The organism is Streptomyces cyaneofuscatus, from assembly GCF_033109485.1.
Taxonomy (GTDB): Bacteria; Actinomycetota; Actinomycetes; order Streptomycetales; family Streptomycetaceae; genus Streptomyces; species Streptomyces cyaneofuscatus.
Genome location: NZ_CP137002.1, coordinates 5,664,166 through 5,680,516, shown reverse-complemented (window position 1 = coordinate 5,680,516; position 16,351 = coordinate 5,664,166). Strand labels below are relative to the sequence as shown.

The window sequence follows — 16,351 nt, the reverse complement described above, 5'->3', positions numbered from 1 at the left end:
GCTATGACCCAGCTCCTCGACAAACCTCGCGCACTCCCTACAGGTGATGCGCCCACGCCCGCCGCGCGCACCGCCCGCCGTAAGGCCCTGCTGCACTGGATCGCCGTTCACTCGCTCGGGATCGCCGCCGCGCTCTTCTTCGTGCTGCCGTTCGTCTTCGTGGTGCTCACCTCGCTGATGAGCGACCAACAGGCGCTGACGCGTGACCTCACACCCAACACCTGGGAGTGGGGCAACTACGAGAGGGTCTTCAACACTCCGGGCTTCCTTGTCTGGTGGCGCAACACCCTCTTGTACGCGGGACTCGGCACCGTACTGACCGTCGTGTCGTCGATCCCCGTGGCGTACGCGCTGGCGAAGTTCCGCTTCCGGGGCCGCAAGCTGTCCCTGATGCTCGTCATCTCGATGATGATGCTGCCGCCGCAGGTCGTCATCATCCCCATGTACCTGTTCTGGGCGAAGCAGATGGACCTCTCCGGCACCCTGTGGCCACTGATCATCCCGATGGCCTTCGGTGACGCGTTCTCCATCTTCCTGCTGCGGCAGTTTCTTCTGACCATCCCGAACGAGTACCTGGACGCCGCCAAGGTGGACGGGTGCGGTGAGTTCCGCACGCTGATGAAGGTCGTCCTGCCCATGGCCAAGCCCGGCATCGCGGCCATCGCGCTCTTCCAGTTCTTCGCCGCCTGGAACGACTACTTCGGACCACAGATCTACGCCTCCGAGAACCCGGCCGCCTGGACGCTCAGTTACGGCCTGGAATCCTTCAAGGGCGCACACCACACCGACTGGAACCTGACCATGGCCGCGACCGTTCTGGTCATGGCCCCCGTGATCGCCGTCTTCTTCTTCGCTCAGAAGGCATTCGTCGAGGGCGTCACACTCACCGGAGTAAAGGGCTGACAATGAAGCTCGCAGTAGTTGGTGGCGGGTCCACCTACACCCCTGAACTGATCGACGGCTTCGCCCGGTTGCGGGACACGCTGCCGGTCGAGGAGCTGGTGCTCGTCGACCCGGCGGCCGACCGGCTGGAGCTGGTCGGCGGCCTGGCGCGGCGGATCTTCGCCAAGCAGGACCACGCCGGGAAGATCACCACGACCACCGACCTGGACGCGGGCGTCGCCGGCGCCGACGCGGTCCTCCTCCAGCTGCGCGTCGGCGGACAGGCCGCGCGCAACCAGGACGAGACCTGGCCGCTGGAGTGCGGCTGCATCGGCCAGGAGACCACCGGCGCCGGCGGCCTCGCCAAGGCGCTGCGGACCGTGCCGGTCGTCCTGGACATCGCCGAGCGGGTGCGCCGCACCAACCCGGACGCCTGGATCATCGACTTCACCAACCCGGTCGGCATCGTCACCCGCGCCCTGCTCCAGGCCGGGCACAAGGCGGTCGGCCTGTGCAACGTGGCGATCGGCTTCCAGCGCAAGTTCGCCCGGCTGCTGGACGTGGAGCCGGGACAGGTCCACCTCGACCACGTGGGGCTCAACCACCTCACCTGGGAGCTGGGCGTGCGCCTGGGCGGCCCGGACGGCGAGAACGTGCTGCCGAAGCTGCTCGCCGAGCACGGTGACGCCATCGCCGACGACCTCCACATGCCACGTCAGATCGTGGACCGGCTCGGCGTCGTCCCCTCGTACTACCTGCGCTACTTCTACGCCCACGACGAGGTCGTACGGGAGCTGGGGACCAAGCCGTCCCGGGCCGCCGAGGTCGCGGCGATGGAGAAGGAACTGCTGGCGATGTACGGCGACCCGACACTGGATACGAAGCCCGAGCTGCTCGCCAAGCGCGGCGGCGCGTTCTACTCGGAGGCGGCCGTGGACCTCGCGGCCTCCCTGCTGGGCGGCGGCGGTTCGCCGGTCCAGGTGGTGAACACGTACAACAACGGGACGCTGCCCTTCCTCCCGGACGACGCGGTCATCGAGGTGCAGGCCCGGGTCGGCCACGACGGGGCGACCCCGCTGGCCGTGCCCGCGCTGGACCCGCTGTACGCCGGTCTGATCGCCAACGTGACGGCGTACGAGGACCTCGCCCTGGAAGCCGCGCTGCGCGGGGGCCGGGACCGGGTCTTCAAGGCGCTGCTCTCCCATCCGCTGATCGGCCAGTACGAGTACGCCGAGCAGCTCACCGACCGGCTGATCGCGCACAACCGGGAGCACCTCGCGTGGGCGTGAACGTCTCGGTCGTCGCCGTCGACGCGGGCAACAGCAAGACCGATGTGGCGTTGATCGGTGCGGACGGAACGGTTCTTTCGACGGCCCGGGGCGGGGGGTTCCAGCCGCCCTACGTGGGGGTGGAGGCGGCGCTCGACGTGCTGGCCGGCGCCCTGGACGAGGCCCTCGCCGCGCTGCCCGGACCCGTCGGCTCCGTCGGCCACGTGTCCGCGTGCCTGGCCAACGCCGACCTGCCGGTCGAGGAGGCGGAGCTGGCCGAGGCCCTGGAGGCCCGTGGCTGGGGGACGTCGGTCCAGGTGCGCAACGACACCTTCGCGATCCTGCGCGCGGGGGTGGACGAGCCCCGGGGCGTCGCGGTGGTCTGCGGGGCCGGGATCAACTGCGTGGGCATGGTGCCCGACGGGCGGACGGCCCGCTTCCCCGCGATCGGCCGGATATCCGGCGACTGGGGCGGCGGTGCGGGGCTCGCGGAGGAGGCGTTGTGGTTCGCCGCGCGGGCCGAGGACGGGCGGGGTGAGCCGACCGAGCTGGCCCGGGTACTGCCGGGGCACTTCGGGCTCGACTCGATGTACGCCCTGATCGAGGCGCTGCACCGGGGCACGATTCCGCTGACCCGGCGCCATGAGCTGACGCCGGTGCTGTTCGCCACCGCCGTCGCCGGGGACCCGGTGGCGGGCGCGCTGGTGGAGCGGCTGGCGCAGGAGGTGGTGGCGATGGCGTCGGTGGCGCTGACCCGGCTCGGGCTGCTGGAGGAGGAGGCTCCGGTTCTGCTGGGCGGCAGCGTGCTGGCCGCGCGCCATCCGCAGCTGAACGACCGGATCGCCGAACTGCTGGCGGCCCGCGCCCCGAAGGCCGCGGTGCGGGTGGTGTCCGAGCCGCCGGTGCTGGGGGCGGCGCTGCTGGGGCTGGACGTCACGGGGGCGGCGCCGGAGGTCCACCGGCGGCTGCGGGCGCAGTACGCCTGATCTCCCGGGACTGCCCTCCCGGGAACACCGGGAGGGCCGGGACTCCGGGAGGCCGGGACTCTGGGAGGCCGGGACGAGGGGCGTTCTGTCGCGTTCGGCGCGGTGGGGCGCCCCTCCCTCGTTCGGGGGAACGCGGGAGGCCGGGGAACCGATCGGACGCCCCACTCGTGTACCTGATGGGGAGTCCGCAACGCATGGGGATGGCTGGGCGGTCGGGGAAGGCTCGGGGCGGATCCGGAGCGGTGCGAAGAGGCCGGCGATGCTGCCGGTTCGCTTATGGGGATGTTTCGGGGCACGTTGCGCCGATCGCCTTGATCAGCCGCGTCCGCCCTGATCGAATGCGTTGTCCGGTACGGGATCCAGGCGTTCACGATGTGCGGGTACGTCCCCGCGGCCATACTTCTGGCCGGGCGCCGGCCCCGAACTGCCGGGGTCCGGGGGACTGTCGGTGACCGAGGGGGAGGTCGAGTGACACAGCTGCCGCAGGGCGGCCCGCAGACGCAGCGCGCGCCGGAGCAGGCGCCCGCGCCCACCGGTCTGCCCGCTCAACGACCGGGCTCCTGGGCCGTGCAGAGCCGCCGGCTGCGCGCCGCGGCGACCACCGAGCCGGGCCGCCTGCAGATCATCGGGGCCGTGCTGGCGCTGCTGGTCGTGGCGTTCGGGGCGGTGACCGCGCTGGAGATCTCGCACCGGGCCTCAGCCGCCGACGACGTGGTGGGGCGCAGCCAGCCGCTCAGCGCGGACGCGGCGAGCATCTACCGCTCGCTCGCCGACGCGGACACGATGGCGGCCGGCGGCTTCCTCGCGGGGGCGCAGGAGCCCAAGGCCGTGCAGGAGCAGTATCGGAAGGACATCGAGGAAGCGGCCCGGCTGCTGGTTAAGGCGTCGGCCAACACCGACTCCTCGACCAGCTCCTGGCGGGAGATCACCACGCTCAACGAGGTGCTGCCCGTCTACACCGGTCTGATCGAGCGGGCCCGCGCCAACAACCGGCAGGGGCTGCCGCTGGGCGGCGCCTATCTCCGGTACGCCAACCAGAAGATGACCGACGAGCTGCTGCCGGCGGCCGAGCGGCTGTACGCGGCGGAGACGGGCAGGCTCGACCGGGACGCCGCCGACGCCCGCCGGTGGCCCTTCCTCTCGCTCGCCGCCGGACTCGTCGTGCTGGGCGCCCTGGTGTGGATGCAGCGCCGCAACTACCGCCGCACCAACCGGGTGTTCAACCACGGGCTGCTGGTGGCCACGGCCGCCGCCTCGGTGGTGCTGCTCTGGCTGGCGGTCGGGCACACGGTGGCCCGCACCGAGCTGCGGTCCGCGATGACGCAGGGTCAGGAGTCGCTCGGTGTGCTCAACAACGCGCGGATCAACTCCCTGAAGGCGCGCGCCAACGAGAACCTCACACTGGTGGCGCGCGGCGCCGTGCTGACCGCCGACGGCTCGGCCGACCAGTACGAGACGGACTACACCACGGGCATGAAGGCCCTCCGGGAGCAGCTCAAGGAGGCCGAGCGGCTCGCGGACGACGCGAGCGGCAGCGCCCCGGTGGCCAAGGCCGCCAAGAGCGTCACGGAGTGGCAGGAGCGCCACCGCAAGGCGCGTGCCACGGACGACCAGGGCGACTACGAGGGCGCTCTGCAGCAGATCATCGGGGCGGAGGACTCCACGGGGCAGTCCTTCCAGCAGGTCGACAGCGCGCTGCGGACGGCGCTCGCCCATGAGCAGGGCGAGTTCACCGCGGCCGCCGAGGACGGGCGCGGGGCCCTGCGCGGCCTGCCGACCGGAGCCGCCGCGCTGGCGGTGCTGGGGGCGGTCGCCGCGATCCTCGGGATCAACCGCAGGCTCTCGGAGTACCGGTGAGAGGGGCAGCGATGGCCAGGGCGAGGACGTGGGCACGGCGCCGCACCCCACGGGGCGGGCTGCGCGGCTGGGGCGGTGTGACGGCGATGGCGGTGGCGTGCGTGATCACCGCCGCGCTCACCCTGCTGCCGCTCTCCCAGCACGGCGGGCGGACCGCCGGGGCGGACCCGGTGGGCAGCGGGACGACGGCGACGGTCCCGGTGCGGGCCGAGGCGTGCACCGATCCCGAGGCGAGCCTGCCGCCCTCGTCGGCGGACGGGCCGGGCATCGCGAAGATCAAGGCGCGTGGCAAGCTGGTCGCGGGCGTCGACCAGAACAGCTACCGCTGGGGCTACCGCAATCCGTACAGCGGCGAGCTCGAAGGCTTCGACATCGACCTCGTGCGGGCGCTGGCCAAGGACATCCTCGGCGACCCGGACGCGGTGATCTTCCGGGCGATCCCCACCAACCAGCGCATCGCCGCCCTGGAGAGGGACCGGGTCGACGTCATCGTGCGGACGATGACCATCAACTGCAAGCGGCTGGAGCAGGTCTCCTTCTCCACCGCCTACTTCCGGACCGGGCAGCAGATCCTGGCCCCCAAGGACTCCCCCATCACGGGGTACGACGATTCGCTTAAGGGCAAGCGGGTCTGCTCCGGCGAGGGCACCACCGCGTTCGAGGCGCTGGAGAAGGAGTCGTACGGGGCGATATTCCGGGACGAGTTCGACGGCACCGAGCGGGACCCGGACCGGCTGACCGTCCCCAACCAGCTGGACTGCCTGGTGCGGCTCCAGCTCGGCGAGGTCGACGCCGTCCTCACGGACAACGCGCTGGGCGCCGGGCAGGCGGCGCAGGACCCAGCGGTGGCCCTCAAGGGCTCGGGGCCGTTCACCACCGAGTTCTACGGCGTGGCGGCGAAGAAGGGTGCCGACGATCTGGTGGCCCGGGTCAACAAGGTCCTGGTGGACTATCGCGCGGGCGGGAAGGACAGCGCCTGGATGGTGTCGTACCGCAAGTGGCTGGCCGCCGGACTGCCCGGCATCACGGCGCCGCCGGCCCCGAAGTACCGGAGCGAGTGAACCCGGCACGCCGGAGCACGTGCGTCCCCGAATGGACACGTACGTACCGGAGCAACTGACCCCGTCCGGGCCCACCGGCCCGGCGGCGAGAGCGGAGAGGTGATCGATGGGCGTCGCGGGATCCTTCCCCAGCTTCGCGGGGAGGCCCCCCGGCCCGGTCATGGACCGGGAAGAGGCGGACCGTGCGCTGGCCCGGCTCGGCGCGGAGCACGAGGCCATCGAGACCTCGCTCCTCGCCCTGCAGGACCATGCGGGCCGCCGCCTCCTGGAGGGCGCCGAGCTGACCGGTCTCACCCGGGAGCGCTGGGCCACGACCGAGCGGTCGATCACGGTGCTGTGGGGGTATTTCGACGCTTACGCGGGTGCGCTGGAGGAGGCCCGGGACATACGGGCGCGCCGCCGCCATCCGAACCGGGAGGATCTGGCCGCCCTGACCGAGCTGCTGCGCGGCGAGGCGGTCACCGTGGCCAACTCCGGCGCGCTGCCGCCCTCCTCGGTGACGGGCCCGGCCCGGCTGTCGGAGCGGTTCTCGCTCCAGGAGCTGGTGGCCCGGATGAACGAGCTGTACGCCAGGTCGCTGGACATGGTCGTCGCCTCGGACTCCGTCTGGTCGGCGCTGCCCGCCCGGATCGACCTGCTCGCCGCCGAGCTGCACCGCACCCGTTCGCTGGCCCACTCGGTCGGGGTGCGGCCCGGTGAGCATCCGGCCGGGGACGACCTGGAGGAGATCACCGAGGAGCTCACCACGCTGCGCGTGCAGGTGATCTCCGACCCGCTGGCGTTCTGGCTGCCGGGCCCCGGCAGCGCCGCGCCCGGCGGCGGCCGCCCGGACACCTCGCGGTACGACCGGGCGGCCCGCGCCCTGGAGGACGTACGGCGGGAGATCGAGGCGGTGCTCGCGGTGCGGCAGGACGCCGAGGCGCGGCTGATGCGGCTGCGGGACGTGCTCTCGCGGGCCGACCGCACGCTGACCGAGGCGCGGGCGGCGCGCGGCGAGGTGCTGGCCAAGATCGCCGCGTCCGAGGTGCCCGCCGTCAGCGGACCGGCGACCGCCCTCCAGGAGCGGCTGGACATCGCCGCCGAGTACCGCAGGCGCGCCCAGTGGAACCGGCTCTCCCCGCTCCTTGAGTCGTTGGAGCAGGAGGCCGAGGAGGAGCTGCTGCGCGCCCGGGAGTCGCTGACCTCGGTGACGGCCCCGCTGGCGGTCCGCGCCGAGCTGCGCGGCCGGCTCGACGCGTACAAGGCGAAGGTGGCCCGGCACGGTCTGGCGGAGGACCCGCTGCTGATCGAGCGGTACGACGCGGCGCGCCGGATGCTGTGGAGCGCCCCGTGCGATCTGCGGGTCGCCGAGCAGAACGTGCTGCGCTACCAGCAGGCGGCGGCCGAGCTGCTGACACCGCGCCCGGCCGACGGACCCGAGGACCGGCGGGGCGATCAGGGGGAGACACGATGAGTACGCAGTGCCAGCGCCCGGCGTGCGAGGGCTCCTACGAGGACATGGGCGGCGGTGAGCTGTACTGCGACACGTGCGGTCTGGCCCCGGTCGTCTCGCCGACGGGCATGGTCTCCTCACCGCCCACCGGTATCGCGGGCGGCGGCCGGGCCAGCGGCCGCGCGAGCAACCGCAACAGCTCCTCGCAGCGCTCCGGCTCCCGTGCCTCCGCGCGCTCCTCGTCGCGTTCGTCGACCTCGCGGCGCTCGGTGTCGGGGCGGCTCTCCCGCTCGCTCTCCGGCTCCTCCACCTCCCGTTCGGTCTCGGTGCGTTCCTCGGGCTCGTCGGCCGCCTCCTCCACCCGGGGCCGGCTCGGCGTCGGCCTGGTGCAGGTACCGGACGTGCCCCGGCCCGACCCGCGTACGGCGGTGATGGAGAACCCGGAGGTGCCCGAGCGCAAGCGGTTCTGCTCCCGCTCGGACTGCGGGGCCCCGGTGGGCCGTTCGCGCGGGGAGCGGCCGGGCCGCACCGAGGGGTTCTGCACCAAGTGCGGCCACCCGTACTCCTTCGTGCCGAAGCTGACCGGCGGCGACATCGTGCACGGCCAGTACGAGGTCGTGGGCTGCCTGGCGCACGGCGGGCTCGGCTGGGTCTACCTCGCGGTGGACCGGGCCGTCTCGGACCGCTGGGTGGTCCTCAAGGGCCTGCTGGACACCGGCGACCAGGACGCGATGGCCGCGGCCATCTCCGAGCGCCGCTTCCTGGCCGAGATCGAGCACGCCAACATCGTGCGGATCTACAACTTCGTGGAGCACCTGGACCAGCGGACCGGTTCGCTCGACGGGTACATCGTCATGGAGTACGTCGGCGGCAAGGCGCTCAAGGAGATCGCCAACCAGCGCCGCACCCCGTCCGGGAAGCGCGACCCGCTCCCGGTCGAGCAGGCCTGCGCGTACGGGATCGAGGCGCTGGAGGCGCTCGGCCATCTGCACAGCCGCAACCTGCTCTACTGCGACTTCAAGGTCGACAACGCGATCCAGACCGAGGACCAGCTCAAGCTGATCGACATGGGCGCGGTCCGCCGGATGGACGACGACGAGTCCGCCATCTACGGCACCGTCGGCTACCAGGCCCCCGAGGTCGCGGAGGTCGGCCCGTCGGTCGCCTCCGACCTGTACACGGTGGCGCGGACGCTGGCGGTCCTCACCTTCGACTTCCAGGGGTACACGAACGTCTTCGTGGACTCGCTGCCGGACCCGGACAACATCGAGGTCTTCCGCACCTACGAGTCCTTCTACCGGCTGCTGGTCCGGGCGACCGACCCGGACCCGGGGAGGCGGTTCGCCTCCGCCTCCGAGATGGCCGAGCAGCTGACGGGGGTGCTGCGCGAGGTCGTGGCGCTCCAGAGCGGGCGGCCGAGGCCGGCGCTGTCGACGCTGTTCGGCACGGAACTGCGGGTGACGGACACGGAGTTGTTCGCCGAGCAGGTGGACGATGTGTCGCGGCTGGGCGCCCGGGCGACGGCCTCGGGGCGCGGTGGCCGCTTCGGGCGCCGCAAGGGCGGTACGGGTCCGCTGCCGGGCATTCCGGCGCAGGGTGGCGGCGTACCGGGCCAGGGCGGTGCGATGCCGGTGGCTCCTGGTGCCGTGACGTCGGCGGTGGCGGGCGCGCTACCGGTGGGGGCGCACCCCGCCGGCCCGGGCGCCGGAGCCGCGTGGCCCGGCGCGGGGGCGGCTCCGCTGACGGCGACGGCGACGCATGTACGGGGCGGCGGACCGGCAGCGGCGTACGCGCCCCCGGTCCACGCTCCTGCGCCTGCTCAACCCCCGGCGTACGGGCAAGCCCCCGTCCCGGCACCCCGGGAGGCCCCGCCCTCCCCCGCCGCGCAGCCCGGCCCGTACGGGGTGACCACCGGGGGCGTCCGGCTCGCCCTGTTCGACGCGCGGGCCACCTCCCTGGCGCTGCCGGTCCCCCGGGTCGACGCGAACGACCCGAACGCCGGTTTCCTGGCCGGCCTGATGGCCTCCGCCCCCGCCGAGCTGATCGCGGCCCTCCAGGCGGTGCCCTCGGCCTCCCTGGAGACCCGGCTGCGGGAGCTGCGGGCCCAGCTGGAGATGCACGAGCCGGACGCCGCGGCCGACACGCTGAACGCCCTGGAGGCCCGGCACCCGGACGACTGGCGGGTCGTCTGGTGCCGGGGCATCACCTCGCTGGTGACCGGTGACCACGAGGTCGCGGCGCTCTCCTTCGACGCGGTGTACGACGCGTTCCCCGGGGAGCCCGCGCCCAAGCTGGCGCTGGGGATCTGCGCGGAGGTGCTGGGCCAGCTGGACAACGCCGCCGAGTACTACCGCCTGGTGTGGGCGACCGATCCCAGCTTCGTGAGCGCCGCGTTCGGTCTGGCCCGGGTGCAGATCGCCGCCGGGGAGCGGGCGGAGGCGGCGCGCACCCTGGAGTCGGTGCCGGAGGCGTCGATCCACTACACCGCGGCCCGGGTCGCCGCCGTCCGCGCCCGGTTGCGTGAGCGGGACCCCGCCGAGCCCCTGCTGACCGACCTGACGGCCGCCGCCGTCCAGGTGGCGGCGCTGACCGGGTTCGGCCTGGACCCGGTGCGGCGCGAGCAGTTGACGACCGAGGTACTGGGCAAAGCGCTGGACTGGGTACTCTCCGGTAGTCCCGGCGCCCCGCCGCCGGGCGGATCGGCAGCCGCCGGAGCTTCGGGCTCCCGGAAGCTGCTCGACGCCGAACTGGACGAGAAGGGACTGCGGTTGGGCCTGGAACGCTCGTACCGCATGCTCGCCCGGCTCGCACAGCGGGGCGACGAGAGGATCGAACTGGTGGAGCGGGCCAACCGTTTCCGCCCCCGGACGTGGGTGTGAAGATGTCAGAGAGCCACCAGCAGCCCGCCCTGACCAGGTGCCCCGGCTGCGCGGAACCGCCGGCGTCCGGCGACCTGTTCTGCGGTGCGTGCGGCTACGACCTCTCGGCCGTGCCGGCCCGTCCGGACGACCGGCCGACGCTGGCCATCACCGTGCCACCGGCGGCCCCGCCCGCCCCTGCCGCTGCCCCTGCCGTCGCGCCGACGGCCCCGCACGCGCCCGACGCGCCCGCACCGCCGGTGGCGGCCGTGCAGTGGCCCGCCGCCTCCGAGACGGACAGCTCCGACGTGCCCGTACCCGTGCACCGCGCGACGGACCTGCCCGGCACGGACTCCGGCGGCAAGCCACTGCCGGCGACACCCGGAGCACACCACGACGACCCGCCGACGACACCTCCGGTGCGCCACGACGACCGGGCGGTGCTGGCGGAACCGGCCACCGTCGTACCCCCGGACGCCTCCGGCGACTTCGCGCTCGCCGCGCCCGATCCCCGTACGGCGGAGCCCGCCCCGACGCCCGCCGCCGGGACGAAGGTCTGTGTGGCCTGCCGGTCCGGCCGGGTCGACCCCGACGGGTACTGCGAGAACTGCGGGCACGCCCAGCCCCGCGAGCGCGACCACATGGAGCAGGAGCTCGGCTCGGTGGCCGCCGTCAGCGACCGGGGCCTGCGCCACCACCGTAACGAGGACTCCTTCGCGGTCTCCTCGACCGCGCTGCCGGACGGTTCGCCCGCCGTGGTCGCGATCGTCTGCGACGGCGTCTCCTCGGCGAGCCGGCCCGACGAGGCGTCGGCCGCCGCCGCGAGCGCCGCCAACGAGGCGCTCCTGGAGTCCCTGCCGCGCGGCACCCACCCGCAGCAGGCGATGCACGAGGCGATCGTCGCCGCGTCCGAGGCGGTCAACGCGCTGGCCCAGGACCCGCCCGGGTCGGCCGAGCACGAGGCCCACCGCCATCAGAACGCCCCGGCCTGCACCCTGGTCGGCGCGATCATGGCGGGCGGCCTGCTGGTCGTCGGCTGGGTCGGCGACAGCCGGGTCTACTGGGTGCCGGACGACCGCACGGGCCCGCCCGCCCGGCTCACCGAGGACGACTCCTGGGCCGCGCAGATGGTGGCGGCGGGCCTGATGAACGAGGCCGAGGCGTACGCGGACGAGCGCGCCCACGCCATCACCGGCTGGCTCGGCGCCGACTCCTACGAACTGGAGCCGCACACCGCCTCGTTCAAGCCGGACCGCCCCGGCCTCGTCGTGGTCTGCACGGACGGCCTGTGGAACTACGCGGAATCCGCCGAGGAGATGGCCGCGGCCGTGCCTCCGGAGGCCCACCGGCGCCCGCTGCACGGCGCCCAGGTGCTCGTGGGGCACGCACTCGACGGCGGGGGCCACGACAACGTAACAGTGGCTCTGCTGCCGTTCGCCGTGGAGCCGCAAGGGGCAGGATCGGCCTGCACCACCGTTTGAGTCTCAGGGAGCAGACCGGATGGCCAACTTCTCGAAGTCGAACGTGCCGCAGTTCTCCGTCGAGGTGTACCAGAACGCGTTCCTGCCCGAGGGCGGCCGCGAGGTCAACGCGATCGTCACCGTCACCTCCACCGGCGGCGGCACGACCGGCGGCATCCCGCTGCCGCGGGCGGCGGCCTCCCCCGGACAGGTACCGGGATACGGGCCGGGGCCGGGGCAGGCGCCGAGCGCCGCGGTGGTGCTGATGGTCGACTGTTCCGGTTCGATGGACTACCCGCCCACGAAGATGCGCAACGCGCGCGACGCGACGGCGGCGGCCATCGACACCCTGCGCGAGGGCACCCGGTTCGCGGTGGTCGCCGGGACGCATGTGGCCAAGGACGTCTACCCCGGCAACGGGCAGCTCGCGGTCGCCGACGCGCGGACCAAGGCGCAGGCCAAGGAGGCGCTGCGGAGGCTGAGCGCGGGCGGCGGGACCGCGATCGGCACCTGGCTGCGGCTGACCGACCGGCTGCTGGGCGCCGCCGACGTCGACATCCGGCACGGCATCCTGCTGACCGACGGCCGCAACGAGCACGAGGCGCCCGAGGACCTGCGGGCCGCGCTGGACTCCTGCGCGGGCCGGTTCACCTGTGACGCCCGGGGTGTCGGCACCGACTGGGAGGTCAAGGAGGTCACCTCCATCGCCTCCGCGCTGCTCGGCACCGCCGACATCGTCGCCGACCCCGCCGGTCTCGCCGCCGACTTCACGCAGATGATGGAGAACGCGATGGGCAAGGAGGTCGCGGACGTGGCGCTGCGGCTCTGGACGCCCGTCGGGGTGGAGATCCGGTTCGTGAAGCAGGTGGCGCCGACGGTCGAGGACCTGACCGGCCGGCGCACCGAGGCGGGCCCGCGCGCCGGGGACTACCCGACCGGTTCCTGGGGCGACGAGTCCCGCGACTACCACGTCTGCGTCCTGGTCCCCGAGGCCGGGATCGGCCAGGAGATGCTGGCGGCGCGGGTCTCGCTGATCCTGCCGGACCCCTCGGGCGCGGGAGCCCCGCAGGTCCTCTCGCAGGGGCTCGTACGGGCGGTCTGGACGGACGACATGGTGGCGTCGACCTCGATCAATCCGCAGGTCGCGCACTACACGGGCCAGGCGGAGCTGGCCCAGGTCATCCAGCAGGGGCTGGATGCCCGGAAATCGGGCGACTTCGACGGCGCTACGGCGAAACTGGGCCGTGCGGTGCAATTGGCATCGGTGTCCGGGAACCAGGACACTGCGAAACTGCTTTCGAAGGTGGTCGACGTCGTCGATGCGGCGACCGGTACTGTGCGACTGAAAGCGAAGGTCGCGGAAGCGGACGAGATGACCCTCGAAACGCGCTCGACCAAGACTGTTCGCGTCAAGAAGTAGCAGCATCGGTGACCGAACGGTCACGATCGATCGACAGCATGACGGCCCCCTGGGCCGGACGAGGAGAGGGGGAAGCGCCGACATGCCGACCTGCCCGAACGGACACCAGTCGGGTTCCGAGGACTGGTGCGAGGTCTGCGGACACCGCATGACCGGAACGGGCGCCCCCGCCGGCGCCGTACCCCCACCGCCTCCTCCGCCCCCCGCCCCCGGTTACGGCTACCCGCCGCCCGCCTCCCACGACGGCGGTCCGGCGACGATGCAGGCCGAGCTCTGCCCGCAGTGCCGCACGCCCCGCGAGGCGAACGCGCCGTACTGCGAGGAGTGCCGCTGGAACTTCCTCACCAACACGGCGACCTCCTACACGCCGCTGGCCCCGCAGCCCGGCGCACCCAGCGGCCCGCCGCCCGGCCTCAACCTGCCGCCCGGCTTCCTGGCCCAGCAGGGCCCCGGAGGACAGGGCGGCCAGGGTGGACAGGGTGGTCCTGGGGGCCAGGGCGGACAGGGCGGCCCTGCCGGCCCCGGTGGTCCTGGTGGTCCTGGCGGTGCGCCGCGGCCTCAGCAGCACGACCCGTACGAGTTCCAGGCTTCGCGGCCCTCACAGGTGAACCGTCCCGCCGAGCCGCTCGCTCCGGAACAGACCGGTCACGGCGGCCAGGGTGGTCACGGCGGCCAAGGCGGTCATGGCGGCCAGGACGAGCGCGGTGGCCAGAGCGGTCCCGGTGGCCAGGGCGGCCCTCCGCCGAGCGCGTTCCAGCAGGGCCCGCCGCCTCCGCCGGTCTTCCAGCAGCAGGGCCCGCCGCCCTCGCACCAGCACCAGTCGGCGCCCTCACCGTTCGAGCCGCAGCAGTCCTCGCCTTTCGCGCCGCCGCAGCAACACCAGTCGGCGCCGCCCCAGCACCAGTCCCCGCACGGTGGCGGTGGCGACGACTGGGTCCTGCCGCCGCCTTCCCAGGCACAGGCACCGGCACCGCAGCAGGCGCAGCAGCCGCCCCAGGCGTTCCAGCAGCAGGCGCCCTACCAAAGCCAAGGCCAAGGCCAGAACCAAGGCCAGGGACACGGCCAGCCGCAGGGGAATCAGGGCTATGGCCAGGACCAGGGCTACGGCCAGGTCCCCGGTCAGGGGCAGCCGCAGCAGGCCACCACCTGGACCGCCGTCATCGCGCCGGACCGTGAGTACTTCCTGGCGATGATGCAGCGCAGCGGCCCCGAGGCGACCGGGCTGAACCTGCCCGCGTACTCCCCCGAGCAGCGCCTGCCGCTCACCGGGAGCCAGGTCACCATCGGCCGCCGCCGGCACAGCACCGGCGAGTCCCCGGACATCGACCTGTCCGTGCCGCCGGAGGACCCGGGCGTCTCCCACCAGCACGCGGTCCTCGTGCAGCAGCCCGACGGCGGCTGGTCCGTGGTCGACCAGAAGTCGACGAACGGCACCACGCTCAACGGCGCCGACGAGCCGATCCAGCCGTACGTCCCCGTCCCCCTCCAGGACGGCGACCAGGTGCACGTCGGGGCCTGGACGACGATCACGATCCGCCGGGACTAAGAGACACCCAGGGACCAGGTGTACGGCCCCTCCGGGTCGTCCAGCCAGGCCCACTGCCGGCCGTCCGCCACCGTGACGCCGTACCTCTCCCGCTGCGGGCGCTCCTCGCGCTCCCAGAGGGAGAGGGCGTCGCGCGGGTCGAGGCTGCCCGCCGTCAGGGTCAGCAGGAACCGGAAGAGCTCGTCCCCTATCGCGCGCCGCGGCACTCCGCCGGGGCGCGCGAGCGGTTCGGAGAGCGGTGAGGCACCGCGCAGGGGCACGAAGTACGCCGGGGTGTGCAGGAAGTGCCCCTCGGCGCGTGGACCGTGCGCCGTCGCGCGTACGTCCAGCGAGACGAGCCCGGTCGCGACGGGGGCCAGGATCCGCGCCCCCGGAGAGCACTGTTCCGGCCAGGCGGACGGTACGGCGGGCAGCGTGCAGGTGGCGATGATCCGGTCGTACGGGGCTCGCTGCGGGCAGCCCCGGGCCCCGTCGCCGGTGATGACCGTCGGGCGGTACCCGGCGGCGGCGAGATGGGCACGGGCCGCGTCCGTGATCTCCGGGTCGAGATCGACGCTGGTCACCGCCGCGTCGCCGAGCCGGTGGGAGAGCAGCGCGGCGTTGTAGCCGGGGCCGGTGCCGATCTCCAGGACGGTGTGCCCGTCCCGTACGTCCAGCGCCTCCAGCATCAGGGCCATCAGCAAGGGCTGGCTGGAGGACGAGATCAGCTCGCCGTCCCGCATCCGGGTGGCCAGCGCCTCGTCCCCGTACACTCCGCGCACCCAGCGCAGACGGCGTACGGGATCGGGGTCCTCGCCCCAGAGCCGCTCGTAGCCCCGGCTGCCGTGCACGTAGTAGTACGGCACGAACAGATGGCGCTCCACCTCCTCGAAGGCGGCCCGCCAGGCGGGGTCGGTGAGCCCGCCCTGCGCGACGATGTCCCGCACCAGGGCGTGGTGCGCCTCGTCGACCTCGGAGTCGGTCTCGGCCCCGGTACCGGCCTCGGACGGGACTTCCCGGTGTGCGCCCATGTCTCCACTGTCCTGCGGCGGGACGGCGGAGGCGACCGCACGCGACCGCACGCGACCGCACATGGATCGCACACGGATCGCGGCGGGGTCCCGGCCATTGGTCCTAGGACCCCTGACCCCGGCCGGTGCGTCTGCGACCATGGACGGGTGACAGAGATTCCGCGCGACACGCTTCAGGAGCAGACCTTTTACGAGCAGGTCGGCGGCGAGGAGACCTTCCGGCGCCTGGTCCACCGCTTCTACGAGGGGGTCGCGGGCGACGAGCTGCTGCGGCCGATGTACCCGGAGGAGGATCTGGGCCCGGCCGAGGAGCGCTTCGCCCTGTTCCTGATGCAGTACTGGGGCGGCCCGCGCACCTACAGCGACCACCGCGGCCACCCGAGGCTGCGGATGCGGCATGCCCCGTTCCGGGTGGACCGGGCGGCGCACGACGCGTGGCTGTCCCATATGCGGGTGGCGCTGGACGAGCTGGGGCTCGCGCCGGAGCACGAGAAGCAGCTGTGGGACTACCTGACGTACGCGGCGGCCTCGATGGTCAACACCGCCGACTGACGGCTGGGACGGGCGGGCG

At 73.2% G+C, this 16,351-nt stretch carries 12 protein-coding genes; 11 read left to right on the top strand and 1 reads right to left on the bottom strand.

The genetic code is table 11. The features are described from left to right. Positions 1-3: 3 nt before the first annotated feature. The 10 genes from R2B67_RS24945 (at position 4) to R2B67_RS24900 (ending at position 14,770) form a co-directional block, all read left to right on the top strand. A complete protein-coding gene (locus R2B67_RS24945) occupies positions 4-903 on the top strand; it encodes a carbohydrate ABC transporter permease (protein ID WP_317821181.1) in 900 nt (299 codons plus the stop codon). A gap of 2 nt (positions 904-905) precedes the next feature. Next, the gene (locus R2B67_RS24940) at positions 906-2,171 is read left to right on the top strand and encodes a 6-phospho-beta-glucosidase (RefSeq protein WP_317821179.1); all 1,266 of its coding nucleotides are present in this window, start codon (positions 906-908) and stop codon (positions 2,169-2,171) included. After that, complete coding sequence (locus R2B67_RS24935; RefSeq protein WP_317821177.1) at positions 2,162-3,136, top strand: N-acetylglucosamine kinase; 975 nt, start codon at positions 2,162-2,164, stop codon at positions 3,134-3,136. Before R2B67_RS24940 ends, R2B67_RS24935 begins: the two co-directional genes overlap by 10 nt. Before the next feature lie 468 nt (positions 3,137-3,604). Further along, entirely contained in the window at positions 3,605-4,993 is a 1,389-nt protein-coding gene (locus R2B67_RS24930; protein ID WP_317821176.1) for a GlnX family signal transduction membrane protein, read from the top strand. Between the two features lie 11 nt (positions 4,994-5,004). Next, a complete protein-coding gene (locus R2B67_RS24925) occupies positions 5,005-6,054 on the top strand; it encodes a glutamate ABC transporter substrate-binding protein (protein ID WP_317821174.1) in 1,050 nt (349 codons plus the stop codon). A 106-nt stretch (positions 6,055-6,160) separates the two neighbouring features. After that, positions 6,161-7,507, top strand: a complete 1,347-nt coding sequence (locus tag R2B67_RS24920; protein ID WP_317821173.1) for a hypothetical protein — start codon at positions 6,161-6,163, stop codon at positions 7,505-7,507. Further along, a complete protein-coding gene (locus R2B67_RS24915; protein WP_317821172.1) occupies positions 7,504-10,365 on the top strand; it encodes a serine/threonine-protein kinase in 2,862 nt (953 codons plus the stop codon). The genes R2B67_RS24920 and R2B67_RS24915 overlap by 4 nt, the downstream gene beginning before the upstream one ends. 2 nt (positions 10,366-10,367) lie before the next feature. Next, complete coding sequence (locus R2B67_RS24910) at positions 10,368-11,825, top strand: PP2C family protein-serine/threonine phosphatase (protein WP_317821171.1); 1,458 nt, start codon at positions 10,368-10,370, stop codon at positions 11,823-11,825. Positions 11,826-11,844: 19 nt separating this feature from the next. Further along, entirely contained in the window at positions 11,845-13,224 is a 1,380-nt protein-coding gene (locus R2B67_RS24905) for a vWA domain-containing protein (RefSeq protein ID WP_317821170.1), read from the top strand. 82 nt (positions 13,225-13,306) lie between these two features. Further along, complete coding sequence (locus tag R2B67_RS24900) at positions 13,307-14,770, top strand: FHA domain-containing protein (protein WP_317821168.1); 1,464 nt, start codon at positions 13,307-13,309, stop codon at positions 14,768-14,770. Here the strand turns inward: R2B67_RS24900 and R2B67_RS24895 are convergent. Then, the gene (locus R2B67_RS24895) at positions 14,767-15,780 is read right to left on the bottom strand and encodes a methyltransferase domain-containing protein (RefSeq protein ID WP_317821166.1); all 1,014 of its coding nucleotides are present in this window, start codon (positions 15,778-15,780) and stop codon (positions 14,767-14,769) included. The two genes, R2B67_RS24900 and R2B67_RS24895, sit on opposite strands and share 4 nt — an antisense overlap. A 147-nt stretch (positions 15,781-15,927) precedes the next feature. Between R2B67_RS24895 and R2B67_RS24890 the strand changes: the two genes are divergently transcribed. Next, complete coding sequence (locus R2B67_RS24890) at positions 15,928-16,332, top strand: globin (RefSeq protein WP_018511419.1); 405 nt, start codon at positions 15,928-15,930, stop codon at positions 16,330-16,332. Positions 16,333-16,351: the final 19 nt, after the last annotated feature.